23 protein-coding genes are annotated in these 23,189 nt (G+C 71.3%); 13 read left to right on the plus strand and 10 right to left on the minus strand.

Going from position 1 to position 23,189, the window contains the following annotated elements:
- Positions 1 to 57 precede the first annotated feature (57 nt).
- The 3 genes from P6897_RS03620 to P6897_RS03630 form a co-directional block, all read right to left on the minus strand.
- Complete coding sequence (locus P6897_RS03620) at positions 58 to 276, minus strand: hypothetical protein (protein WP_112616669.1); 219 nt, start codon at positions 274 to 276, stop codon at positions 58 to 60.
- A 26-nt stretch (positions 277 to 302) separates the two neighbouring features.
- On the minus strand, positions 303 to 1,268 hold the full coding sequence (locus P6897_RS03625) for a DNA-3-methyladenine glycosylase 2 family protein (RefSeq protein WP_282502543.1): 966 nt from the start codon (positions 1,266 to 1,268) through the stop codon (positions 303 to 305).
- A 100-nt stretch (positions 1,269 to 1,368) separates the two neighbouring features.
- Positions 1,369 to 2,061, minus strand: coding sequence for a winged helix-turn-helix domain-containing protein (locus P6897_RS03630; RefSeq protein ID WP_274178448.1), 693 nt, complete (start codon positions 2,059 to 2,061; stop codon positions 1,369 to 1,371).
- 401 nt (positions 2,062 to 2,462) lie between these two features.
- Here P6897_RS03630 and P6897_RS03635 point away from each other — a divergent pair, with 401 nt between their 5' ends.
- From P6897_RS03635 to P6897_RS03670, 8 genes are all read left to right on the plus strand, one after another.
- A complete protein-coding gene (locus P6897_RS03635) occupies positions 2,463 to 3,029 on the plus strand; it encodes a toxin (protein WP_282502130.1) in 567 nt (188 codons plus the stop codon).
- The gene (locus P6897_RS03640) at positions 3,026 to 3,319 is read left to right on the plus strand and encodes a GNAT family N-acetyltransferase (protein ID WP_112616677.1); all 294 of its coding nucleotides are present in this window, start codon (positions 3,026 to 3,028) and stop codon (positions 3,317 to 3,319) included. The genes P6897_RS03635 and P6897_RS03640 overlap by 4 nt, the downstream gene beginning before the upstream one ends.
- A gap of 102 nt (positions 3,320 to 3,421) precedes the next feature.
- Entirely contained in the window at positions 3,422 to 3,652 is a 231-nt protein-coding gene (locus P6897_RS03645; RefSeq protein WP_064956107.1) for a hypothetical protein, read from the plus strand.
- Complete coding sequence (locus P6897_RS03650; RefSeq protein WP_258524631.1) at positions 3,649 to 4,008, plus strand: hypothetical protein; 360 nt, start codon at positions 3,649 to 3,651, stop codon at positions 4,006 to 4,008. The genes P6897_RS03645 and P6897_RS03650 overlap by 4 nt, the downstream gene beginning before the upstream one ends.
- Positions 4,009 to 4,140: 132 nt before the next feature.
- Positions 4,141 to 5,604: an MFS transporter gene (locus P6897_RS03655; RefSeq protein ID WP_274178450.1), complete on the plus strand. Its 1,464-nt coding sequence runs from the start codon at positions 4,141 to 4,143 to the stop codon at positions 5,602 to 5,604.
- Between the two features lie 62 nt (positions 5,605 to 5,666).
- Positions 5,667 to 6,815 carry an exonuclease SbcCD subunit D C-terminal domain-containing protein gene (locus P6897_RS03660; RefSeq protein ID WP_282502131.1) on the plus strand — a complete coding sequence of 383 codons (1,149 nt, stop codon included), beginning with the start codon at positions 5,667 to 5,669 and terminating at the stop codon, positions 6,813 to 6,815.
- On the plus strand, positions 6,812 to 9,817 hold the full coding sequence (locus P6897_RS03665) for an AAA family ATPase (RefSeq protein ID WP_282502132.1): 3,006 nt from the start codon (positions 6,812 to 6,814) through the stop codon (positions 9,815 to 9,817). Before P6897_RS03660 ends, P6897_RS03665 begins: the two co-directional genes overlap by 4 nt.
- A gap of 9 nt (positions 9,818 to 9,826) precedes the next feature.
- Entirely contained in the window at positions 9,827 to 10,009 is a 183-nt protein-coding gene (locus P6897_RS03670) for a hypothetical protein (RefSeq protein WP_023952247.1), read from the plus strand.
- Here P6897_RS03670 and P6897_RS03675 read toward each other — a convergent pair.
- Positions 9,997 to 10,557 (minus strand): nucleoside phosphorylase, encoded by a 561-nt coding sequence (locus P6897_RS03675; RefSeq protein WP_282502133.1) that lies wholly within the window; start codon positions 10,555 to 10,557, stop codon positions 9,997 to 9,999. The genes P6897_RS03670 and P6897_RS03675 overlap by 13 nt on opposite strands.
- A gap of 2 nt (positions 10,558 to 10,559) precedes the next feature.
- Entirely contained in the window at positions 10,560 to 10,691 is a 132-nt protein-coding gene (locus tag P6897_RS03680) for a hypothetical protein (RefSeq protein ID WP_258524632.1), read from the minus strand.
- Positions 10,692 to 10,834: 143 nt separating this feature from the next.
- Between P6897_RS03680 and P6897_RS03685 the strand changes: the two genes are divergently transcribed.
- On the plus strand, positions 10,835 to 11,416 hold the full coding sequence (locus P6897_RS03685) for a hypothetical protein (protein WP_282502134.1): 582 nt from the start codon (positions 10,835 to 10,837) through the stop codon (positions 11,414 to 11,416).
- 24 nt (positions 11,417 to 11,440) lie between these two features.
- On the opposite strand, the gene P6897_RS03690 is transcribed toward P6897_RS03685, so the two are convergent.
- Positions 11,441 to 13,510, minus strand: a complete 2,070-nt coding sequence (locus tag P6897_RS03690; RefSeq protein ID WP_282502135.1) for an NAD(+) synthase — start codon at positions 13,508 to 13,510, stop codon at positions 11,441 to 11,443.
- A gap of 70 nt (positions 13,511 to 13,580) precedes the next feature.
- Between P6897_RS03690 and P6897_RS03695 the strand changes: the two genes are divergently transcribed.
- Positions 13,581 to 17,099 (plus strand): bifunctional RecB family nuclease/DEAD/DEAH box helicase, encoded by a 3,519-nt coding sequence (locus tag P6897_RS03695; protein WP_282502136.1) that lies wholly within the window; start codon positions 13,581 to 13,583, stop codon positions 17,097 to 17,099.
- 115 nt (positions 17,100 to 17,214) lie between these two features.
- On the opposite strand, the gene upp is transcribed toward P6897_RS03695, so the two are convergent.
- A complete protein-coding gene (gene upp, locus P6897_RS03700; protein ID WP_023952235.1) occupies positions 17,215 to 17,850 on the minus strand; it encodes a uracil phosphoribosyltransferase in 636 nt (211 codons plus the stop codon).
- Positions 17,851 to 17,937: 87 nt separating this feature from the next.
- On the opposite strand from upp, the gene P6897_RS03705 reads away from it, so the two are divergent.
- On the plus strand, positions 17,938 to 18,369 hold the full coding sequence (locus P6897_RS03705) for a nucleoside deaminase (RefSeq protein ID WP_282502544.1): 432 nt from the start codon (positions 17,938 to 17,940) through the stop codon (positions 18,367 to 18,369).
- Between the two features lie 9 nt (positions 18,370 to 18,378).
- On the opposite strand, the gene P6897_RS03710 is transcribed toward P6897_RS03705, so the two are convergent.
- Complete coding sequence (locus P6897_RS03710; RefSeq protein WP_282502137.1) at positions 18,379 to 19,497, minus strand: alpha/beta hydrolase; 1,119 nt, start codon at positions 19,495 to 19,497, stop codon at positions 18,379 to 18,381.
- A 114-nt stretch (positions 19,498 to 19,611) separates the two neighbouring features.
- Here P6897_RS03710 and proC point away from each other — a divergent pair, with 114 nt between their 5' ends.
- The gene (proC, locus tag P6897_RS03715) at positions 19,612 to 20,454 is read left to right on the plus strand and encodes a pyrroline-5-carboxylate reductase (protein WP_274178457.1); all 843 of its coding nucleotides are present in this window, start codon (positions 19,612 to 19,614) and stop codon (positions 20,452 to 20,454) included.
- Positions 20,455 to 20,491: 37 nt separating this feature from the next.
- Here proC and P6897_RS03720 read toward each other — a convergent pair whose 3' ends face one another.
- Together P6897_RS03720 and P6897_RS03725 are read right to left on the minus strand one after the other, a co-directional pair.
- A complete protein-coding gene (locus P6897_RS03720) occupies positions 20,492 to 21,163 on the minus strand; it encodes a TrkA family potassium uptake protein (RefSeq protein ID WP_023952231.1) in 672 nt (223 codons plus the stop codon).
- A complete protein-coding gene (locus P6897_RS03725) occupies positions 21,156 to 22,598 on the minus strand; it encodes a potassium transporter TrkG (protein WP_112616695.1) in 1,443 nt (480 codons plus the stop codon). The genes P6897_RS03720 and P6897_RS03725 overlap by 8 nt, the downstream gene beginning before the upstream one ends.
- A 100-nt stretch (positions 22,599 to 22,698) precedes the next feature.
- Between P6897_RS03725 and P6897_RS03730 the strand changes: the two genes are divergently transcribed.
- Entirely contained in the window at positions 22,699 to 23,106 is a 408-nt protein-coding gene (locus P6897_RS03730; protein ID WP_023952229.1) for a metalloregulator ArsR/SmtB family transcription factor, read from the plus strand.
- The last annotated feature ends 83 nt before the right edge of the window (positions 23,107 to 23,189 follow it).

Raw genomic sequence — 23,189 nt, forward strand, 5'->3', positions numbered from 1 at the left:
CCGCATCCGGCGCGTGAAGGGGGCGGAAAGTGTCAGGTGAAGCGGCTCGCGCGGCGGTCAGAGCTGCGCGCCGTCGTCGTCGCGGTCGTAGACGCCCTCGTTGCGTCCCCGGCGCGACTCGTAGGCGATGAGCCATCCCACCGAGATCGCCGCGGCGAGCACGAGGCCGAGCCACACGTTGTTCATCACGAGGCCGAACACGATGCCGAGCAGGAAGACGAGGGCGGCGCCGAGCGCCCAGTAGGTGTGTCCGCGCTGCCATCCCCGATTCGCCATGCCCCGAGCCTACGGTGCCGCGCGGGTCAGCGGTCGCGGTGGTCTTCGGGATGCAGCCGCGGGCCGCGGCGCGGTTCGAAGACGCCGCCCGCGTAGATGAGCCGGATGACACGCTGCCGGTGGCCCCGCCACGGCTCGAGCAGTTCGAGCATCCCGTCGTCGTCGACGCGGTGGCCCGTCAGGGCGTAGCCCACGGTGTGGCACAGGTGGTAGTCGCCCACGCTCACGGCATCGGGATCGCCGAAGGCGCGGATGCGGGTCTCCGCGGAGGTCCACGGCCCGATCCCCGGCAGTGAGGTCAGGATGCGTTCGTGCTCGTCGCCGCCGCGGGCGCCGGCGACCGCGCGCTCGACCGACGCCCGTCGCTGTGCCGCGCGCACGACGGTGCGCGACTGCGGCGGCTCGAGGCCGGCGCGATGCCACGCCCAGCTCGGAATCAGGTGCCAGTCCGCGGGCGGGGCGAACATCGGACGCGGCGTCGGTCCCGGCGCGCGCTCGCCGTACCAGGTGACGATCGCGCGCCAAGCGCCGAAGGCCTGCAGGCCCGTCACCTTCTGCTCGAAGATCGCGCTCGCGAGGTCGTCGAAGACGAGGTCGGTCGCGCCCAGGCGGATGTCGGGATGCCGATGGTGGATGTCGGCGATGAGCGGATGCCGCGTCCCGTCGAACCCTTCGGGATCGTCGTGTGCGCCGCACAGCCGCGGCAGCTGCTCGATCGCCCACTGGGCGCCGGGACCCCAGGCGGCTGCTCTCACGAGCGAGCGGCCCACCCGCAGGGCGAGCGTCGCGACGCCGCGCGGCGTGCGGCTGACGCGCCAGATCACGTCGCCTGAGACCGTCATCGTGGGATCGTGGGCGCCGTGCTGCTGGTGACGTACCGCGCGGGCGATGTCGATCGGCGCAGCCGGTCGGTACTCGGTCTCGATCGGGCGGGATGACGGCGGCGGCGGCGCGGCATCGCGCTCGCGGATCGCCGGGCGGCGACCCGGCATCCGTCCCGTCGTCACCGCGCTCATGCCGACACCCTACGTCGGAACCTCCGACATCCCGCCGTGAGCGACGTCGATCGGCGTCGGGGTGACGCGGCGCGAATCAGAAGCGGTCGGGCGAGGGCGTGCCGTGGCCGTAGCGGATGACCACGTCGGCGTGGCGGTCGAACCGGTAGCCGACGCCGCGTACCGTGCGCACGATGTCCTCGTAGCGGCCGAGCTTCGCACGCAGCCGGCGGACGTGGACGTCGATCGTGCGCTCGCCCGGCGCCTCGTCGTCGGAACCGTTGCTCCACAGCGACTCGACGAGCTCGGAGCGCTCGATGGTGCGTCCCTCACGGAGCACCAGGTACTGCAGCAGCTCGAACTCCTTGAAGGTGAAGGCCGCCGACTCGCCATCGATGAAGACGCGCTTGCGCGAGATGTCGACGGTCACGCCGCCGGGGACGTGGTCCTCCGCCGGGACGTCCTGCTTCGTGCGGGCGACCGCGCTGGGCTCGTGGAGCGCGAGACGGACGACGTCGACGTCGCGTCCGCCCGCGCCGACCGGTGCCAGGGCGACGGTCGCGTAGGTCTCGGCGTGGGGGGCGAGCTCGCCCAGCGTGCGGCGCAGCGCCTCGACGAGGGTCGAGAGCGAGACGCCGTCGACGGCGGCCTTGGCCTCGTCGATGCCGACGTACAGGGCGAAGCCGCGGGGTGCGGTCGAGGTCGCAGCGGCGGGCGCCGGGGGAGGCGTCTCGACGGCGCGAAGGTGGCGAGCGGGGGCGGCGGGGGCGAGAAGAGCGGTGTTCGACATGGGAGGTTCGTCCTCGGAACGTGAACCCGGGCTGTCAGCCTGCGGCGGGTTCGGGTGTGCGTTGCGTGAGGCCCAGCGGGGGCCGGTGAGCGAGCATCCGGATGTCGGCGTTGTGGGCCGGGCCATCGGAACTCGGGGATCCGCGGCCGCGTTCAGAAGCGGCGGAGGATCAGGCGGGGTTCACCTGTCAGCGGCACATTCGGCAACACATGACAGCACGCTGCGACATCATCATGATGTCGGCAGTTCCGTTCGCCTCCCGGGCGGACAGAGTGCGTGCGATGTCAGTCATGGGGTTGATTATGACGATCCGTGTCCGGATGTGTCAAACACACCAGCGCCGCGCGTCCTTCGATGACGGAATGTGACAGATTGCTCAATCCTCGCTACGGTGCACGATCGTGGCTACGCGGATCCGGATCGTCGGCACCTCCGGCTCGGGGAAGAGCGTGCTCGCGGACCGCGTCTCGGCGCGGACCGGGCTGCCGCGGCTCGAGCTCGACGCCGTCTTCTGGGATGCCGGCTGGCGGATGCGCGATCTCGACGAGGCCCGGGCCCGGGTCCGGGAGTTCGTGCGGCGGCATCCGGACGGGTGGGTCGCGGACGGGAACTGGACGTCGCGCCTGGGCGACCTGCTCGACCCGGGTTCGCCGGACGGCGCCGACACGGTCGTGTGGCTCGACCTGCCGCGCCGACGCGTGATGCGTCAGGTCGTCGGACGCACGCTGCGCCGCGTGGTGCGGCGCGAGGAGCTCTGGCACGGCAACCGCGAGCGCGCGGGCAATCTCTTCCGATGGCATCCGGAGCGGAACATCATCCGGTTCGCGTGGACCAACCATCCCGTCACGCGCGAGCGCATGCTCGGGCGCATCGCCGCGGGGGAGCGCATCGTGCGGCTGCGCGATCGCTCGGAGATCGACGCCTGGCTCGCCTCGCTGCCACCGGCCGGGCGTAGCGTGGGCGCATGAGCGATCTGACCTTCACGCATGAGAGGGATGCCTCCCGCTACACGCTGCACCGGGGAGACGACCTCGTCAGCGTGCTCGACTACCGCGACGACGGGCGCACGGTCGCACTCACCCGCGCGTACACGATTCCGACGTTCCGCGGGCACGGCTATGCGGCGGAGGTCGTCGAGCGCGCCGTCGCCGACATCGAGGCGCTCGGTGACCGGACGATCAGCCCGGTCTGCTGGTACGTCGCCGACTGGTTCGAGGCGCACCCCGATCGCGCGGGGATTCTGCAGCCGCGGCGCTGACCCGCGAAGCCGCAGATACGTCTCCTGCCGCGCGGCTGTCAAGACGGTGCTCGCGAGAGGACGCCGGGGCCAGACTGGGGCGATCGATCGAAGGAGACAGTCATGAACCGCGATCTACCCGAGGGTGTCGTCGATCCTGACGGCGCCGGTGCCACGTCGCTCGCCGCGAGCGAGGCCGAGGACGACGCCGTGCGCGACGCGGACAGCCCCGCCGACGTCCCGATGCCCGATGGCGACAGCCCCGACGGTTTCGTCGAGAGCGCCGAGATCCAGCAGGGCCTGGACCCCGACCTCGTCACCGACGAGCAGGCAGACGAGGAGGAGCAGCGATGAGCGGTCAGGCCGACGAGATCGATTCGAGCGTCTCTGACTCCGCGACGCAGGACGCGCCCGAGACCGGCCGCGGCGGCACGCGGTCGACCACTGCGGGCACCGGCGGCGACGTGACGCCTCCGAAGGAGGACACCCCGGTCTCGCCCCCGGGCGTGCAGGACGGCCCCGCGCTGTCGATGCACGACACGACCGAGCAGGAGCGCCTCGACGGGCTCGTCGCGCAGCTGCGGGCTGATCTCCCGGGCGAGAACCGCGCGACGGTCGAGAAGTACGTGCGTCAGCGCGTCTCGGAGGTCGGCCTGAGTGTCGGCGACGACGAGATCGCGCGAATCGTCGACGACCTCGCCGCCGACTGACGGACGACGGTACGAATGCCCCGGGTGGGACCCCGGGGCATTCGTCGTGTCGAGGCGGTGCCCTGTACGACGCTCGGCCCGAGAGTGCAAGGGCGGGCCTGCCGCGCTCATGCGGGCATACCCTGACCCACGATGAGTGACACGGCGAGCATCCCGCTGTCGGTGCACCAGCGGTGGCGGGCCTTCTGGGTCTGCGTGGCCGTCGCGGCGCTGACGATCCTCGACCTGACGAAGGTCAACGTCGCGCTGCCCTCGATCGAGCAGGCGTTCGGTGCGGGCTCGACCGAGCTCCAGCTCATCGTGTCGGGTTACGTCCTCACCTTCGGGCTCACGCTCGTTCCCGCCGGACGTATCGGCGACCAGCGCTCGCGACGCGCGCTGTTCGTGATCGGACTCTCGCTGTTCACCGTGACGAGTATCGCGTGCGCGCTCGCTCCGAACACGGAGGTGCTTTTGGCCGCACGGCTGGTGCAGGGCGTCGCCGCCGGCATCCAGATGCCGCAGGTGATCGGACTGGCCCAGGAGATGTTCCAGGGGGCCGAGCGCGGCAAGGCATTCGGGCTGTTCGGTGCCACGATCGGCATCTCGACGGCCTTCGGCCCCACGCTCGGAGGCCTCATGATCGCGCTGGGCGGCGCCGACGACGGCTGGCGCTACATCTTCTGGATGAACGTCCCGCTGACCCTCGCCGTACTCGCCGGGGTCGTCTGGCTCCTTCCGAAGACGCGCGAATCCCGGCCGGCGCGGCTGCAGCTGGATCCCGTCGGTCTCCTGCTCTTCGCGTTCGTCGTCATCGCCCTCATGGTGCCCTTCCTCCTCACGACCGGTGCGCCGGGCGATGATCCGCAGCGCTGGTGGTCGCTCGTCGCCTTCGGCGTCTTCGCCGCCCTCTTCGTGTGGTGGGAGCGACGCTATGCAGCATCCGGCAAGCATCCGCTCATTCCGCTGCAGCTCTTCGCCATCTCGTCGTACCGCAACGGCACTCTCATCCAGGCGGTCTATTTCATGGCGCTGCCGGCGATGTTCCTGTTGACGACCCTCTTCCTGCAGCTGGGCGTCGGCCTCGAGCCCGTCTTCGCGGGGATGGTCTCGATCGGATTCGCCGTCGCGAGCGCCGCGGCCTCGTATGTCGGCGGCCGGATCGTGACGCGCGTCGGGCGCCCGCTCGTCGTCGGCGGCCTCGTCATCATGCTCTCGGCCGTGGTCGCTCTCGCCCTCGTCGCGTACTTCGTGCCGCCCGGGATCGTGGAGTTCGCGATGGCGGGAGTCCTGACCGTGGGGGGCTTCGGCGGTGGCCTCGTCATCTCGCCGAACCAGACCCTCACCCTCGCCGACATACCCGTGAAGCAGGGCGGTCTCGCAGGCTCGGTCGGTCAGCTCGTGCAGCGGATCGGAACCGCCGTCGGAACCGCCGTCGCGCTGTCGCTGTTCTACTCGACGGTGAACCGGCTCGGCGGCGGGTCGACACCGCGGATCGATGTCTACCACGACGCCTATGCGCTGGGGATGGTCTCGGTGGGCCTGTTCCTCGCGCTCGCGCTCGTGCTCGGCGTCGCCGACCTTTCCTCGCGGCGCAGGCGAGCCCGTCAGGCCTGAGTCTGGCTGCTTCCCCGCGGGGCACCCCGGCGATGTCCGAGCCTGCTCCTACCCTGGTCGGCATGCGGATCCTCCACACCTCCGACTGGCACATCGGGCGGACCTTCCACGGTCATTCGACGCTCGATGCGCTTCGCGGCGTGCTCGAGGAGCTCACGGCTCAGGTCCGCGAGCACGAGGTCGACGTCGTCGTCGTGGCGGGCGACGTGTTCGACTCGGCCGCGCCGGCGGCGGGCTGCTACGCCCTCCTCTCCGACACGCTGCAAGGTATCGCCGACACCGGCGCGCGCGTCATCGTCACGAGCGGCAACCATGATTCGGCCGCGCGCCTGGGCTTTCAGGCGGGCCTGCTGCGCGAGGGCATCCACGTCCTCACCGACCCGGCCGCGGTGGGCACTCCGATCACGATCACGGATGCCGACGGGCCCGTGCACTTCTACGGCATCCCGTACCTCGAGCCGGCACTGCTGCGACACCTGTGGCCCGAGGCGCGGTCGCAGGCGGCCGTGATCGATCGCGCGATGGGGCTCGTGCGCGACGACCTGGCGATGCGGGGCGGGCGGTCCGTCGCGATCGCCCACTGCTTCGCCGCGGGTGTCGAGCCGACGCCGCACCTCGAGCGAGACATCCAGCAGGGCGGTCTCGACGTCGTGCCGCTGTCTGCTTTCGCGGGCGTCGACTACATGGCGCTGGGGCACATCCACGGACGCCAGCAGCTCGCCCCCGCCGTCCGCTACGCGGGTGCGCCGCTCCACTACAGCTTCGGCGAGGGTGAGAAGCCCCGGGGCTCGTGGCTGGTCGATCTCGACGCCGACGGCTTCGCGGATGCGCGGTGGCTCGAGCTGCCGGTCCCGCGTCGGGTGGTCACCCTCCGCGGGCCGCTGGCCGACGTTCTCGCCGATCCCGCGCACGAGCAGCACGCCGATGCGTGGGTCTGCGTCGAGTACACCGACACGCTGCCCGAGCGCGATCCGATGCGTCGTCTGCAGGAACGCTTCCCGTTCTGCGCGAAGGTGGTGCACGCCCCGGCGGATGCCGCGCCGAGCGACGCGCGCACCTACGTCGACCGCGTGCGCGCCGCGCGCAGCGACGCCGAGCTCGTCGAAGCGTTCCTCGTGCACGTCCGAGAGGGGGCTGGGGCCGACGAGCGCGAGCGCGAGCTGCTGGCCGACGTCCTCGACGAGCGGATCCGCGTGGAGGCGATGGCGTGAAGCTCCATCGCCTGGAGCTGACCGGCTTCGGTCCGTTCCGCGAGAAGCAGACCGTCGACTTCGACGCCTTCGATCGCGACGGCGTCTTCCTCATCTCGGGGCGGACCGGCGCGGGCAAGTCGAGCATCCTCGACGGGGTGAGCTTCGCGCTCTACGGCTCGGTGCCGCGTTACGACAACGGTGAGCGGCGTCTTCGCAGCGACCACAGCTTCCTGGGCGACCCCACCGAGGTGCGGCTGGAGTTCACCGTCGGCGGGCAGCGCTGGCGCGTGACCCGAGCGCCGGAGTACGAGCGGCCCGCGAAGCGCGGCGACAAGCTCACGACCGAGATCGCGCGCGCCGAGCTCGAGCAGCACGTCGACGGTGAGTGGGTGGGCCGGGCGGCGAAACCCCGCGAGGTCGCCCTGCTGCTCGACGAGGTGCTGGGGCTGAACGCGCAGCAGTTCCAGCAGGTGATCCTGCTGGCGCAGAACAAGTTCTCGCGATTCCTCCTCGCCCGCAACGACGAGCGGCAGCAGCTGCTGCGCACCCTGTTCGGCACGAAGCGGTTCGAGCAGTACAAGGACGACCTCGAGGAGCGTCGCCGCGCCGCGCAGCGCGAGCTCGACGCCGCCGGTGATCAGGTGCGGACGCTTCTCGAGCTGGCCGAGGCCGCGATGACGCAGCAGAGCAGCGCCATCGGCGACGACGGCGCGACGGACGAGGCGGCGCCGCTCGACCTCGCCGGTCGACGCGATGTCGTCGAGCGAGCACACCGTCGCGCCGATTATCGCGTGGAGCAGGCCGACGAACTCCGCCAGCAGGCGGAGTCACGGCAGGCCGCTCTCGTGGCGGCGCATGCCGAGCTCGTCGAGCGGGTGCGGGTGCTCGATGACCTCGCCGCGGCGCGGCGACGTCTGGACGACCTCGACGCGGTCGCCGATGAGGTAGCTGCGGCTGAACGCCGACTCGAGCGTGCGCGCGCCGCCGAAGCGCTCCGCGCGACACTGGAGCAGGCCGACCGGTCGGGCGAAGCGGCGGGGCAGGCCCGCGCGATGGTGGAGCGGGCCGAGACGCGCTGGACCGCAGCGGGCGGAGCCGCCGACGACGACATCTCCGCTCTGGTCGAGACCCTGACCGGCGACATCGCGCGCTGGACCGACGCGCTCGCCCGTGAGCACGAGCTGACGGACGCCACCGACGCCCGAGACGCGACTGCGGCCGAGATCGCCCTCCTTCAAGAACAGGCGACGCTGCTCGACGAGCAGCATGCCCTTCTGCCCGCGGAGCGCGAACGCGTCGCGGCCGAGGTCGCGGCAGAGACGCTCGCGGCGGCGCGCGTCGACGAGCAGCGCGTGCGAGTGAGTGATCTCACCGCCCGGGCCGAGGCCGCCGACGACGCGGGACGCCTTGCTGGCAAGCTCGGCGAGGCCGAGGAGCGTTACCTGCGGGCGAGCGGTGACGCGGAGGCGGCAGCCGCCGCCGTCACCGACCTGCTGCGGCGACGGGTGGCCGGTCGCGCGGGAGAGCTCGCCGCCGAACTCACCGAGGGCGAGGCCTGCCCGGTCTGCGGGGCGCTCGATCACCCGCATCCCGCACCCCCGGCGGACGACGGTGTGACGGACGACGATCTGGCCGACGCGGAGTCGGCGCGGGATGCCGCCGCCGCCGAGGCCCGCGACGCGGGCGAGCGCGCCGCCCTGCTGCGCGCAGAGCTCGCCGCCGCGACAGCGCGCGCGGGCGCACGCGGGAGCGACGAGCTCGCGGACCTGCTCGCTCAGGCCCGGGACGAGCTGGCATCCTCCGAACGCGCCGCAGAGCGAGTCATCGCTCTCACCGAGAAGCGCGACGTGCTCGACCGTCTCGACGCGGAGGCCACCGAGGAACGCTCTCGCCTCGCGGCCGCCCTGGCCGATGCGCGCGAGCGCTCCGCCGTCGCGACGACGACGCTCGCGCGCCTGGAGAGGGAGGTGGCCGACGCGCGGGGTCCGTTCGCGACGGTCGCGGAGCGCATCGCGGCGGCGACCGAGCGGCGTGACCTCGCGCGCGCGGTGCTCGAGAGCCGGCGGGCGCTCGCCCACAGCGAGGCGACCGCGAGTGATGCGGCGAACGACCGGGCGCAGCGGATCGAGGCATCGGTGTTCGCGGACGTCGGCGAGGTGCGCGAGGCGCTGCTCCCTGAGAACGAGCGAACCGCCCTCACGCGGCGCGTCGCCGAGCACGCCGCGGACGTCGCGGCCACGCGCGCCCGCCTTCTCGAGCTCGAACTCGCCGCCGCGGGGCTGCCCGACGAGCGGCCCGATCTCGACGCTGCTGCGGAGGCGGTCGCCAGCGGAGACCGCGCGCGGAGTGCGGCGATCGCGGCGCACCGCGATGCCGTCAACGCCGCCGAGACGATGCGCGACCTCCTCCTGCGCATCGACGACGCGTTCGTCGCGGTGGCCGGTCTCGCCGAGCGGACGGCGACGGTGACCCGCCTCGCCGACACCGTCGCGGGTCGGGCCCCGAACACCCGGAAGATGGATCTCGAGACCTTCGTACTCGCGGCCGAGCTCGAAGAGATCGTCGCGGCCGCCAATCTGCGCCTGCGCGACATGTCGTCGGGTCGCTACACCCTCCACCACAGCGACGCGCTGCAGGCCCGTGGCGCAGCATCCGGACTCGGGCTCGAGGTGCTCGACGCGCACACCGGCCGTCTCCGCTCGCCGCAATCGCTGTCGGGAGGAGAGACCTTCCTCGCCTCCCTCGCCCTCGCGCTCGGTCTCGCCGAGGTCGTCACCGGTCGTGCCGGCGGCATCCGTCTCGACACGCTCTTCGTCGATGAGGGCTTCGGGTCGCTCGATCCCGAGACCCTCGAGCTTGCGATGCGCACTCTCGACGAGCTGCGCGCGGGCGGCCGGACCGTCGGCGTCATCAGTCACGTCGAGGGCATGAAGGAGCAGCTCGCCGCACAGATCGTCGTCGAGGCGACGCGCGAGGGCCCGAGCATCATCCGGCAGGAGGCGCTCAGCGAGCGCGACTAGGCTGGCGTCGTGAGGACTTTCTGGACCGTCGTCGGAGTGATCGCCGCGATCTTCGTCGCGTGGGTGATCGTCGACATCGTGCTGCGCCTGGCCGTGTTCGCGGTCAAGCTCGGGCTCGTCGCGGTCGTCGCCCTCGTCGTGTTCCTGCTGCTACGCCGGCTGTTCGCGCGCAGCAGCGATCAGACGCCGTAGTCGGCGCGGATCCGCTCGTACAGAGCCCGGCTGCACGCGGCCACGGCCTCATCCCACCCGGTCGTCGCGCCGTCCTGGGCATCATCCGACACCGCTTTGAGCACCCGGATGGGGATGCCGAAGCGCTGCGCGACCCAGATGTAGACGTACGCCTCCATGTCGACCAGCTGGGCGCCGAGTGACTGGATGAGGGCGACCGCCTCGGCATCGTCGACGAAGACGTCACCCGTCGCGATGCGCACCCCGGCGCCCCCGGCCTCGACGCGCTCGGGCATTGAGAGGTGTCGCCCGCGCACGCCGGCCAGATCGAACACGTCGTGCTGAACGGCGTCGCCGACCTCGTAGATGCCGGGTCCCAGAGCGCCGGCCACCGCCCCCGCCGTCCCGACGACGACGATCTCGTCGTATGCGGTGCGATCGAGAGCGCGGGTCAGCTCATGCGCGGCGAGCAGTTTGCCGGGGCCGGTGAGCAGGATGTCGAACCCCGGGATGTCGGCGGGGAAGCCGGTCAGCTCGTCGCGGTGGGCGACGACCAGGAGGCGTCGCACGGTCAGGCACCGCCCCGAGCGATGATGCCGAGGATGCCGGAGATCAGCAGGTAGGCGCCGATGCCGCCCACCACGACCCAGATCGCGATGCGGGCGGAGGACGGTCGCTTGTCGTCGCCGTTGTCGAGGCTCATCCCGCCAGCCTAGGCGAGGTCGCGTCGACCGGAAGCGCGAGCGGCCAGGTGGCCGGATTGACCCGGCGGCACACCCTGGTACGGGCAGGCGTGATCGTTAGACTCGAACTGAGGTCAGACCATCCAGAGGCGGGAGCGACGACATGCAGACGGTACTTCTCGACACGCCCGCGGGCATCACGGCTCGGCTCGGCTGGGACCCGGCGATCACGGTGCACCACCGGCGGCGGATGATCGCACGCGAACTCGTCGCACAGGCGCTCGGCTGCGACGAGAAAGACGTGCGGATCGAACGCGAGGCGCCGCGGGGGTTCGGATATCACACGCGACTCGTCGCCTCACGCGACGGAGTCGAGGTGCCGCTGGCGATCACGACGGCCAGCTTCCGCGCGGCGACGGTCGTCGCGGTCAGCGACCCGGGACTGCCGCTCGGGATCGACATCCGCGACGCGCACCCCGAGCCGGCCGACCTGGCCCGGATGCGCAAGCATTCGCGGCTGTTCGCGGGCACCGACACACTCGACCTGGTCGACCACTGGGTTCACGTGCAGGCGGTGCTCGAGGCCGACGGTCGCGGTGTCCGCGTCGCGCCGGAGCAGGTCCGGCTCGACCCGGGCCGGCACCGCGGCTGGATCCCCGATCGCAACATGAAGTACACGCTCGTCGACATCTCGCGCGACGGGTGGCTCATCACCCTGGCCTCCGGCACCCTGCCGACAGCCTGACCCGGGTCCTCCCGGTCAGGCCGGTCAGTCGACGAGATCGGGCAGCGCCCGACGGAGTTCGGCGAGCCACGCCTCGGGGTTGCCGTCCGACGGCGCGCGCCAATCGCCTCGCGGCGACAGCGAGCCCGCCGCGGCGACCTTGGGCCCGTTCGGGATGGCGCTGCGCTTGAACTGCGCGAAGCCGAAGAACCGCTTGATGAACACCTGCAGCCACTGGGTGATCTCGGCGAGGTCATACGCGTACCGGCTGTCGCGGGGGAAGCCGACCGGCCAGTCGCCGGCATCCGCATCCGACCACGCGTGCTGAGCGAGGAAGGCGATCTTCGACGGGCGGAACCCGTAGCGCAGGACGTGGTGCAGCGCGAAGTCGTGCAGGGCGTAGGGCCCGATCGTCGATTCCGTGGACTGCACCTTGCCGTCTTCGCCGGCGGGCACGAGCTCGGGGCTGATCTCGGTGTCGAGGACCGACTGCAGCACGGCGACGGCCTCGTCGGACAGGTCGGTGCCCGTGCCCTCGCGATGCGCGATGACCCACCGGATGAGGTGCTGCATGAGGGTCTTCGGAACGCCGACGTTGACCGCGTAGTGGCTCATGTGGTCGCCGACGCCGTAGGTGGCCCAGCCGAGCGCGAGCTCCGAGAGGTCGGAGGTGCCGATGACGATGCCGTTCAGGCGGTTCGCGAGCCGGAACAGGAAGTCGGTCCGCACACCGGCCTGGACGTTCTCGAACGTCACGTCGTACACCGGCTCGCCGGAGGCGTAGGGGTGTCCGATGCCGCGCAGGAGTTCGTTCGCGGCGGGGCGGATGTCGATCGTCTCGATCGTCGCGCCGATCGCCTCGGCGAGGGCGACGGCGTTCGACTTCGTGTGGTCGCTCGTGGCGAAGCCGGGCATCGTGTAGGCGAGGATGTCGCTGCGCGGTCGCCCCATGCGGTCCATCGCGCGGGCGACGACGAGCAGCGCATGGGTGGAGTCGAGTCCGCCCGAGACGCCGATGACGGGGCGGGGGCCGCCGATCGCGCGCATCCGCTGCTCGAGTCCGGACACCTGGATGTTGAACGCCTCGTAGCAGTCCTGGTCGAGACGTGCCGGGTCGTCCGGGACGAACGGGAAGCGGTCGAGGGTGCGCCGCAGGCCGATGTCCTCGGCGGGCGGGTGCAGGAACGTCTCGACGGTGAGGAAGTCGGTCGCCGTCGTGCGGCGGTTGTCGTCGAAGGTGCCCTGCCGGTACCGGTCCTGGCGCACCCGGTCGAGGTCGACGTCGGCAACGCTGCGCCGCGGCCCGTCGGGGAAGCGCTCGGTCTCGGCGAGGAGCGAACCGCCCTCGTAGATCATGGTCTGGCCGTCCCACGAGACGTCGTTGGTCGATTCGCCGAGACCCGCCGCGGCGTAGGCGTAGACGGCGAGGCATCGCAGCGACTGCGACTGCACCAGCGTGCGGCGGTCGTCGGCCCGGCCGATCGTGATCGGCGAGCCCGAGAGGTTCACGAGCACCGTCGCTCCCGCGAGAGCCGCACGCGACGAGGGCGGCACCGGTACCCACATGTCCTCGCACACCTCGGCGTGCAGGACGAGCCCGGGTACGTCGCGGACGTCGAAGAGGAGGTTGGTCCCGAACACGGTCTCGTGCGAGCCGATGCGGATGCCTTCGCCGTCCCACTCCTCACCCGCGGCGTACCAGCGCCGCTCGTAGAACTCGCGGTAGGTGGGCAGGTGGGCCTTCGGCGCGACACCGAGGATCTCGCCGCGATGAATGACGACGGCGCAGTTGTACAGGCGGCTGCGGTGGCGGAGCGGGGCACCGACCACCAGCACCGGCATGAGATCGACGGATGCTTCGACGATGCGCTCGATCGCCGCGTCGACGGCATCCAGCACGGCGTCCTGCAGCACGAGGTCCTCGATGGCGTACCCGGTGAGGCAGAGCTCGGGGAACACGGCGACCGCGACGGAGTCGGCGTCGCACGCGTGCGCCTCGGCGAGCACGGCCTCGGCGTTGGCGGCGGGATCGGCGATGGCCACCGGGATGGTGCAGGCGGCGACCCGCGCGAAGCCGTGGGCGTACGCGCTGGCGAAGGGGAGCGACTCGTTCACCCTCCTCAGTCTGGCACCGGCGTCGGCGGTGTCGCACCCCGCGGTTAGGGTCATTGAACGGAAGGGGATCATGCGATACATCGAGGACGAAGGCCGAATCGTCTGGAGCGCGAGCGACCTCAAGGCCGCGGCCGAGTGCGAGTTCGCCTGGCTGCGAGCGATCGACGCCAAGCTCGGACGCGTCGCGGCGGTCGACGAGCCCGACGATCCGACGCTCGAGCGCGCGGGTCGTCTCGGCGACCGCCACGAGGAACGCCAGCTCGCCGCGTACCGTGCCGAGTTCGGAGACAGCGTCGCCGAGATTCCCGAGACGCGCTCGTCGGATGCCGCGGGCCTGGCGCGTGCCGTCGAGCTCACTCGCGAAGCCCTCGCCTCGGATGCGCGAGTGATCTACCAGGCGGCGTTCTCCGACACCGACTTCGTCGGTTTCGCCGACTTCCTCCTGCGCGACGACGACGGCCGGTGGATCGTGCAGGACACCAAGCTCGCGCGTCACGCCCGCGTGACCGCGCTGATGCAGCTCGAGGCGTATGCCGTCCAGCTCGATCGCGAGGGCGCCCGCGTGGCCGATCACGTCGAGCTGCTGCTCGGCGACGGGACGGTGTCGCGGCACGCCCGGGCCGACATCGCGCCGGTGTTCGTCCTGCGTCGCGAGCGTCTGCGCTCGCTCATCGCCGATCGTGATGTCGCTACGGGCGCGGCAGGTGAGCCCATCGCGTGGGGCGACGACCGTGGCGACCTGCGGATCGCGGCGTGCGGACGCTGCGCGACCTGCGACCTCGAGGTCGTGGCCGCGCGAGATCTCCTGCTCGTCGCGGGGATGCGGCCGATCCAGCGCGAGCGTCTGCGGGCCGCCGGAGTCACCACGATCGACGAGCTCGCCGCGGCACGTGAAGCGCCCGCGCGGATGTCGTGGGACACGTTCACCGGGCTCCGCACCCAGGCGCGGCTGCAACTCGAGAGCCCGGCGGGAGGCGTCACGGCCGCGGTCGACGGCGACCCCGAGAACGCCCCGAGCGCTGCGCCCCTGCCGACCTTCGAGGTCGTCTTCCCCCAGGCGCTCGGCGCGCTTCCCCGGCCCGACCTCGGCGACCTGTTCTTCGACTTCGAGGGCGACCCGCTCTACACCGAAGGGCCGGGTCGCCACTGGGGCATCGACTACTTGTTCGGGTGGGTCGACCTGCGCGAGCAGTACTCCGCGCTGTGGGCTCACACGTTCGACGAGGAGAAGGCGGCGTTCCAGACCTTCCTCGACTTCGTCGCCGTGCACCGCGCCGCGCACCCGGCGATGCACATCTACCACTACGCACCGTACGAGCCGACGCACCTTCTCGCGATGGCCGCGAGGTACGGCGTCGGCGAGGCCGAGGTCGACCGGCTGCTGCGCGACGGCGTCTTCGTCGACCTGTATCCGATCGTCCGCCGCGCGTTGCGCGTGGGGTCGCGGTCGTACTCGATCAAGAAGCTCGAACCGTTGTACATGGGCGCCGAGGTCCGGACGAGCGATGTCCAGAAGGGCGACGACTCGATCGTCCGCTACGTCGAGGCGCGGGCGCTCGCCGAGTCCGGTGACGCCGACGGAGCCGCTGCGATCCTCGCCGACCTCGCCGACTACAACCGTTACGACTGCGTCTCCACTCGGCGCCTGCGCGACTGGCTCGTCGATCGGGCGCGAGAAGCGCAGCTGCGGCCGTCGGCAGACGTCGAGCCCGAAGAGCGCGCCTACGAGCCGTCGCCGCGAGCGATCGCGCTCTCACGGCTCGCGGATGCCGCGGCCGCCGACGACCCCGCGGGCGTCGAAGCGCCGGCCGCGATTGCACTCCGGCTCGGCGCGGCAGCGATCGACTATTACCCGCGCGAGGCGAAGTCGTTCTGGGCCACCCACTTCCTCCGTCTGCGCGAACCGCTCTCGATGTGGGAGGACACCCGTGATGTCGTCGCCGTCGCGGCGGAACGCAGCCGCGTGCTCGAGGACTGGCATCGCCCCGAGGGCGCCCGGACCGACCGGCGCATCCTCGAGCTCCGCGGCGAGGTCGCGCCGGGCACGCGGCTGAGCGTCGATTCGTCCCCCTTCGCGATCTACGAGTCGCCCGCGCCGTTCCCGACCGAACCGCGGCCACGCTTCATCCACGCCGACCGGCGCGTCCGGGTCGTCGAGGTCCTCGACGACGGCGCGATCGTCGAGGAGCTCGCTGCGGGGGCGTACATGTGGTCGGAGCTGCCGATCGCGCTGACCCCGGCGGCCCCGCCTCCCGCGGGCAGCCAGCAGGCGGCGATCGACACGTGGGCCGACGGCGTGATCGCCGCAGCGCCCGAGCTGCCCGCCGACCCCGCGACCGATCTCCTGCTGCGCCGGCCGCCGCGGACGCTCTCCGGCGGGTTGCCGAGCGATGGATCCGACCCGGTTGCCGATATCTCGCGCGCCATCGTCGACCTCGACCGCAGTTATCTCGCCGTCCAGGGCCCGCCGGGGACGGGCAAGACCTACGTCGGGTCGCACGTCGTCGCGCGTCTGGTCGGTGAACGCGGCTACCGCGTCGGGGTCGTCGCGCAGTCGCACGCCGTCGTCGAGAACATGCTCGATCGCATCGCGGCGGCGGGTGTGCCCCGCGAGAAGATCGCCAAGGCGGTGAAGGGCGAGCCGACCGGTGATGAGGCCTTCACCGTCATCCCGAAGAACGGCGTGGCGGACTTCACCGCGACGCGTCCGGATGGCTACGTCATCGGCGGCACAGCGTGGGACCTCACCCACGCGGGTCGCATCCCGCGCGGCAGCCTCGATCTGCTCGTGATCGACGAGGCGGGCCAGTTCTCGCTCGCCTCGACGATCGCGGTCTCGGTCGCGGCATCCCGCCTCCTCCTCCTGGGCGACCCGCAGCAGCTGCCGCAGGTCAGCCAGGGTACGCACCCCGAGCCGGTCGACACGTCGGCTCTCGGCTGGATCATGGACGGCGCGCACGTCATCCCCGCCGACCGCGGGTTCTTCCTGGCCGAGACCCGGCGGATGCGGCCGGAGGTCGCCGAACCGGTCTCCGTGCTGGCCTATGACGGACGTCTCGCCGCGCACGCGTCGACGGCGGATCGGCTGCTCGAGGGCGTGACCCCGGGCGTCGTGCCGGTGCCCGTCGCCCATCGGCGCAACGCCACCGCCTCTCCCGAAGAGGCCGAGGTCGTCGTACGCCTGGTCGGCGATCTCCTCGGCCGCGCGTGGCTGCCCGACGCCGCGCTCGCACCGCGTCCGCTCGAACAGCGCGACATCATCGTGGTCACGCCGTACAACGCGCAGCAGGTCCTCGTAGAAGAAGCGCTCGCCGCAGCGGGATACACCGAAGTGCCGGTGGGAACGGTCGACCGCTTCCAGGGTCAGGAGGCGGCGGTGGCGATCGTGTCGCTCGCGGCATCCTCGGGTCGCGACGCACCGCGGGGACTGGAGTTCCTGCTGCTGCAGAACCGCCTCAACGTCGCCGTCTCACGTGCTCAGCACACGGCGTACATCGTCTACGGCACCGGCATCCTCGACGATCTGCCGCGCACGCCCGAGGGCGTCGCGCGGATGAGCGCGTTCGCTCGCCTCGTCGGGGCGGTCTGAAGCGCGCGGCTCGCGCCTACGGGGCGCACTTCCCACCGCCAGGCGCAGCTTGAACTGCGCCTCATTCGCGGAGGTGCGCTCGATGCCCCGGGTGGGGTGCAGGTGCGGGCGCGGGTCAGTCGACGGTGCCGTAGAGGCGGTCGCCGGCGTCGCCGAGACCGGGCACGATGTAGCCACGCTCGTCGAGACGCTCGTCGAGCGAGCCGAGGACGAGGGTCACGTCGCGGTCGCCGACCTGCTTCTCGATCGCAGCAAGGCCCTCGGGAGCACCGAGGATGCAGATCGCGGTGACGTCCTGCGCGCCGCGCTTGAAGATGAAGTCGATTGCGGCCCCCAGCGACCCGCCCGTGGCGAGCATCGGGTCGAGCACGAAGCACTGGCGGTCGCTCAGGTCGTCGGGCAGGCGCTCCGCGTAGGTGGTCGGCTCGAACGTGACCTCGTTGCGTGCCATGCCCAGGAAGCCCACCTCGGCCGTGGGGAGGAGCTTGGTCATGCCTTCGAGCATGCCCAGCCCGGCCCGCAGGATCGGCACCACGAGGGGACGCGGCTTCGCGATCGCCAGACCGGTCGTCCGGGTCACCGGGGTCTCGATCTCCACCTGCTCGGTGCGGACGTTGCGCGTGGCCTCGTACGCGAGCAGGGTGACGAGCTCTTCGGTGAGCTGGCGGAACACCGGCGACGTGGTGTTCTTGTCGCGCAGGACCGAGAGCTTATGGGTGATGAGGGGGTGGTCGGCGACGTGAACACGCATGTGATGATCCTACGCGGACGGCCCGTGTGTCCTCGGCTCTACGCTGGTGCGGTGACCCTCACGGCATCCGCTGGCGACATCCGCAGCATGGCGCGCGCCCTCGAGCTCGCAGAGGCGGCTGCGGCGGCCGGCGACATCCCCGTGGGCGCGGTCGTGACGGATGCCGCGGGCACGGTGATCGGCGAGGGCCGGAACCTCCGCGAGGAGACCGGCGACCCGACCGCTCATGCCGAGGTGGTCGCGCTGCGCGCCGCGGCGGCCGCGACCGGGTCGTGGAACCTGTCGGGGTGCACCCTCACCGTGACGCTCGAGCCCTGCATCATGTGCGCGGGCGCGATGCTCCAGGCGCACGTCTCGCGACTCGTCTTCGGGGCGTGGGACGACAAAGCCGGAGCCGCCGGGTCGCAGTACGACCTCGTGCGCGACCGTCGGTTGCCCGTGCGGGCGGAGGTCGTCGCGGGCGTGCGCTCCGCGGAGTCGTCGGCGCTGCTGCGCACGTTCTTCGCGCAGCAACGATGACGGGCCCGGTCAGTCCCAGGAGCTGAGGATGATCGCCTCGGTCGGGGGAGCCGGCGAGATGGGCGTTCCCAGGTAGCCCATCGTCGACAGGATCGCGGTGCGCACCTTGCCCGGGCGCTCGAGGTGCACGGCGTGCCCGACGCCCTCGATGACCACCTCGGTCACCTGACCGCCCGCCTCGCGGTACCGTTCGAACACGGCACGGGTCTGCGCGACCATCTGCTGAGCCGGTGCGGCCTCCACGCCGGGCCAGCCGGGGATCGCGCCGATCTCGCCGAGGTGACTGCTGTCGGCGAACGAGCCGTCGGCGACGATGACGTCGGCGCCGCCCCGTACCCACAGGATCGGGGGAGCGTCGTAACCGGCCGCCAGGTCCACGATCGACGAGACGTCGAAGTGTCCCGGGGCGAGGGCGTTCTGAACGCCGAGCCGGCCCGCGGCGAAGCCGGGCCAGTTCTCGCTCGGAACACTGTCGCCGGGGTAGTTGCCCTCGGCCGTCGAGGTCGTGAGCATCGCCTCGACCCACGTGTCCTCGTTGTCGGACTCGTAGTCGGGCGAGACGAACGACGTGCGGAAGAACGAACGGGCGGTGCCCTCGTCGTCGCCCGCGTCGCGAGCCGTGAGGCGGTCGACGAGGGCCGGGCTGACGGCGCCCGCGCTACATCCGGCGTCATCGTCGGTCAGGCGCGTGCCGTCGAGTCGGGTACCGCCGAAGCCGTACGGCGACACGGGCGAGAGCAGGCTCAGCGAGAGCACCCGGTGATCGAGGGCGTACTGCATCGCGACCGCGGCACCCAGGCCCCAGCCCACGAGGTGCACGGCATCGAGGCCCAGAGCCTCGAGCGTCGCCCGCACGTCGTCCGAGAAGTCGCGGACGCCGCGGGTCGCGTCGACGGGAAGCCGTTCGGTGTCGCCGAAGCCACGGAGGTCGATGGCGATCGGGCGGACGTCGCTCGGCAGGTCTTCGATGATCTCCTGCCAGAACAGGCTCGACCCGGGAGCCGTGTGAAGCAGCACGAGCGTGCGGTCGGCCGGCGTCTCGGGGTCGTCTGCAGCGCGTTCGAGGATGTTCACCGCCAGGCGCGACGTCTCGATGGTGCGTGGCGTGATGCCGTCGAAGAGGGGCATGGCGGGATCCTTCGCTCTGCTCTGCGCGGCGAGCGCCTCCGCGCCCGCGGACGCTTCGACTCTACCTCGCGCCCGTTCCCTCCGCTGGGAAACGGCCGGACTTAAGATGGCCGCATGCCCGACCTCGTCGCCCTGCCCCCGATCGCCATCCTCGGAGCCGGTTCGATGGGAGGTGCGGTGCTGTCGGGGCTCGTGGCCTCGGGCGCCGCGGCCGGGGGAGTGACGGTCACCAACCGCACCGCCGAGAAGGCCGCCGCCCTCGCCGACCTGCCGGGAGTGACGAGCGTCGCGCTCGCCGACACTCCCACGGGCAACACGGATGCCGCCGCCGCGGCCGATGTGGTCCTGATCGGCGTCAAGCCCGCGATGGTGCCCGACCTGCTGCGCGAGATCGCGCCGGTGCTGCGCCCGGGGGTGGTGGTGGTGAGTCTCGCCGCGGGCGTCACGATCGACACCTTCGCCGGGATCCTGGGGTCGGATGTCGCAGTCATCCGGTCGATGCCCAACACCCCCGCCGTCGTCGGAAAGGCCGTCACCGGGCTGGCCGCCGGCCCCGCGGCATCCGACGATCACCGGGCGACCGTGCGTGCGCTGTTCGAGACGTGCGGCGTCGTCGTCGAGGTTCCGGAAGCGCAGATCGACGCCCTCTCGACGATCTCCGGCTCGGGCCCCGCCTACGTCTTCCTGCTGATCGAGGAGCTCACCCGCGCCGCGATCGACAAGGGCTTCGCCGAGCCCGAGGCGCGGGTGATGGCCGAGCAGACGTTCATCGGTGCGGCCGCCCTGCTGGACTCCTCGGGGGAGGACCCGGCGGAGCTGCGCCGACGCGTCACGAGCCCGAAGGGCACCACCGAGCGGGCGATCGCCGTGCTGCAGGAGGCCCGCCTCGACGACGTCTTCGCCCGCGCGACCGACGCGGCGCTGGCCCGCGCCCGCGAGCTCGCCGCCGGCGCCTGACCCCGGCACACCGCGACACCGCGGCGACCAAACCGGGTCAGCGGTCGAGGGAGGCGAAGCGCTCGATGTCGGAGTTGGTGCCCGAGACGATGATGAGGTCGTGGTTGGTCACGACGGTGTTGGCCTCGGCATAGCGGAACGGCTTGCCGGGGCTCTTCACGCCGACGACCGTGACGCGGTACTTCGTCCGCACGCCCGACTCGTTGAGGCCGACGCCGCGGATGAACTTCGGCGGGTACATCTTCGCGAGCACGAAGTCGTCGTCGAAACGGATGAAGTCGAGCATGCGCCCGCTCACGAGGTGCGCGACGCGCTCGCCGGCCTCGCGCTCGGGGTACACGACATGGTTGGCGCCGACGCGGGCGAGGATCTTGCCGTGCGACTGCGAGACCGCCTTCGCCCAGATCTGCGGGACCTTCAGGTCGACGAGGTTCGCGGTGATGAGGACCGACGCCTCGATCGACGAGCCGACGGCGACGACGGCGACCTGGAAGTCCTGCGCACCGATCTGCTTGAGCGCGTCGAGGTTGCGGGCGTCGGTCTGCACAGCGTGCGTGACGCGCTCCGACCACTTCTGGACGAGCTCGAGGTTGTCGTCGATCGCGAGCACCTCGCGGTCGAGGCGGTCGAGCTCTCCCGCGCAGGCGGCACCGAAGCGCCCCAGCCCGATGACCAGGACGGGAGCGTCGCTTCGGATCTGCTCAACCAACGATCGGCCTTTCGACGGGCAGGGCGTACAACTGCGAACGGGATGCCGCGGCCACCGCTGCAGCGAGAGTCACTGTACCAACGCGGCCCATGAACATGACGAGGGCCATGACGTACACCGCGGGGTCGGGCAGTTCGGCCGTCAAGCCTGTCGACAGGCCGACGGTCGCGAACCCGGAGATGACGTCGAACAGCACCTCGTCGACGGGGGCCTTGGTGATCTGCGCGATCGTGACGGTGCCGATCGCGACGATCGTGGCGCTCCAGGCGACGACCGAGAGCGCGACGCGCTGCACGTCGCTGGGGATGCGGCGGCGGAACACCTGCACCGACGGGCGCCCCTTCGCCTCGGACCACACGGCGAGGGCGAGCACCGCGAGGGTGGTGACCTTGATGCCGCCCGCCGTCGAGGCCGAGCCGCCGCCGACGAACATGAGCATTGATCCGACGATGAGGGATGAGCCGTGCATCTCGCCGATGTCGATGATCGAGAAGCCTCCCGACCGGGTCATCGCCGAGATGAAGAACGCCTGGAACGTGGTGTCCCACGCCTCCATCGACCCGAAGGTCGCCGGATTGTCGTACTCGAGGAGCAGGAAGACTCCGGCGCCGGTGAAGAACAGGATGATCGTGGTGATGATCGTGAGCTTCGCGTGCAGCGACCACGCCCGCACGTGCCACTGGTGGCGCCAGAGCGTGAAGATCACCGGGAAGCCGATGGAGCCGAGGAACACCCCCGCCATGAGCACGGTGAGCATCACGTAGTCCTGGGCGAACGGCTGCAGGCCCTCGGCATTCGGTGAGAAGCCGGTGTTGGTGAAGGCCATCGCCGCGTAGTACGGGGCCTCCCACAGCGCGGTGAGCGGATCGACGCCGCCGAACAGCAGCGAGGGATACAGCAGGATCGCCAGCCCCGCCTCGATGACGAGCGTCGATAGCGCGACGGTCCGCAGCAGCAAGCCGACCTCGCCGAGGCGGACGGCCTGACCTTCGTTGACGGGACCGCCGTGCGCGCGCATCGGATTGCTGTCGCCGGCGGCGATGAGCTTCGCGCGCAGACCGAGGCGTTTGGAGATGACGAGGCCGAGGATCGACGCGAGGGTCAGCACGCCGAGCGCACCCACGTTGACGCCGATGTAGATCAGGACGTGACCGAACGGCGACCAGTGCGTGGCCATGTCGACGGTCGCGAGCCCCGCGACGCAGATCGTCGACACCGCGGTGAACAGTGCGTCGGCGAACGGGGTCGCCCGGCCCGATGCGGATGCCGCCGGCAGGGAGAACAGCGTCGTGAAGACGAGGATCAGCGTCGAGAAGATCAGCACCGCGAACCGAGACGGCGACGCGGTCGCCAGATCACGCCCGGCGTCCCAGGCGCTGCGCCCGAAACCACCGAGGCGGTGGAGGACGATCGCGCCGACGGACCTGTCCGCCATGCGTGTTCCTCCCCACGATCGCAGCTGCTGCTCCCGGCGCCGCAGTAGGTCGGTGCCGATGTCATGGTACTCGGGCGCGTGCGCCGACTAACCTGATGGCATGGCGGACATCTTCGACGTGATCGCCGACGGTACCCGTCGGGACATCCTGCGGCTCTTGCTCGATCGGGACTCCGATCCCCGCTCGTCCGGCACGAGCGTCTCGCAGATCGTCAGTGAGCTCGGGGTGAGCCAGCCGACGATCTCCAAGCATCTGAAGGTCCTCCGGGGTGCCGAGCTCGTCACGGTCCGAGAGGAAGGGCAGCACCGGTACTACAGCCTGTCGCCCGAGCCGCTCGACGTCGTCGACGACTGGCTCGTCCCTTTCCTGTCCTCCGAGGCCTACGACGCCGAGCCCGTCGCCGCCCTCCCCGAACAGGCCGTGGCTGCGGCCGAGCTCGTCGGCCGGGCCGCGGCATCCGCCAAGCACGCCGTCACGAGCGTGTTCGGCAAGCGCTCCGGTCGCTGACACGGCGGGATCCGTGCCCGGTCCGCAACACGTGTCACTCCGGTTTACACGCGTCGCGCCGCGCCCCTAGAGTGTTCGCATCC

Origin of the sequence: Microbacterium sp. BDGP8, from assembly GCF_029991045.1 — a bacterium.
Classification (GTDB): domain Bacteria; phylum Actinomycetota; class Actinomycetes; order Actinomycetales; family Microbacteriaceae; genus Microbacterium; species Microbacterium plantarum.

Coding starts and splice junctions, on each gene's coding strand:
- P6897_RS03620 (WP_112616669.1), bottom strand. CDS start 276: ATGGCGAATCGGGGATGGCAGCGCGGACACACCTACTGGGCGCTCGGC.
- P6897_RS03625 (WP_282502543.1), bottom strand. CDS start 1,268: ATGCCGGGTCGCCGCCCGGCGATCCGCGAGCGCGATGCCGCGCCGCCG.
- P6897_RS03630 (WP_274178448.1), bottom strand. CDS start 2,061: ATGTCGAACACCGCTCTTCTCGCCCCCGCCGCCCCCGCTCGCCACCTT.
- P6897_RS03640 (WP_112616677.1), top strand. CDS start 3,026: ATGAGCGATCTGACCTTCACGCATGAGAGGGATGCCTCCCGCTACACG.
- P6897_RS03645 (WP_064956107.1), top strand. CDS start 3,422: ATGAACCGCGATCTACCCGAGGGTGTCGTCGATCCTGACGGCGCCGGT.
- P6897_RS03650 (WP_258524631.1), top strand. CDS start 3,649: ATGAGCGGTCAGGCCGACGAGATCGATTCGAGCGTCTCTGACTCCGCG.
- P6897_RS03655 (WP_274178450.1), top strand. CDS start 4,141: ATGAGTGACACGGCGAGCATCCCGCTGTCGGTGCACCAGCGGTGGCGG.
- P6897_RS03660 (WP_282502131.1), top strand. CDS start 5,667: ATGCGGATCCTCCACACCTCCGACTGGCACATCGGGCGGACCTTCCAC.
- P6897_RS03680 (WP_258524632.1), bottom strand. CDS start 10,691: ATGAGCCTCGACAACGGCGACGACAAGCGACCGTCCTCCGCCCGCATC.
- P6897_RS03685 (WP_282502134.1), top strand. CDS start 10,835: ATGCAGACGGTACTTCTCGACACGCCCGCGGGCATCACGGCTCGGCTC.
- P6897_RS03695 (WP_282502136.1), top strand. CDS start 13,581: ATGCGATACATCGAGGACGAAGGCCGAATCGTCTGGAGCGCGAGCGAC.
- upp (WP_023952235.1), bottom strand. CDS start 17,850: ATGCGTGTTCACGTCGCCGACCACCCCCTCATCACCCATAAGCTCTCG.
- P6897_RS03705 (WP_282502544.1), top strand. CDS start 17,938: ATGGCGCGCGCCCTCGAGCTCGCAGAGGCGGCTGCGGCGGCCGGCGAC.
- P6897_RS03710 (WP_282502137.1), bottom strand. CDS start 19,497: ATGCCCCTCTTCGACGGCATCACGCCACGCACCATCGAGACGTCGCGC.
- proC (WP_274178457.1), top strand. CDS start 19,612: ATGCCCGACCTCGTCGCCCTGCCCCCGATCGCCATCCTCGGAGCCGGT.
- P6897_RS03725 (WP_112616695.1), bottom strand. CDS start 22,598: ATGGCGGACAGGTCCGTCGGCGCGATCGTCCTCCACCGCCTCGGTGGT.
- P6897_RS03730 (WP_023952229.1), top strand. CDS start 22,699: ATGGCGGACATCTTCGACGTGATCGCCGACGGTACCCGTCGGGACATC.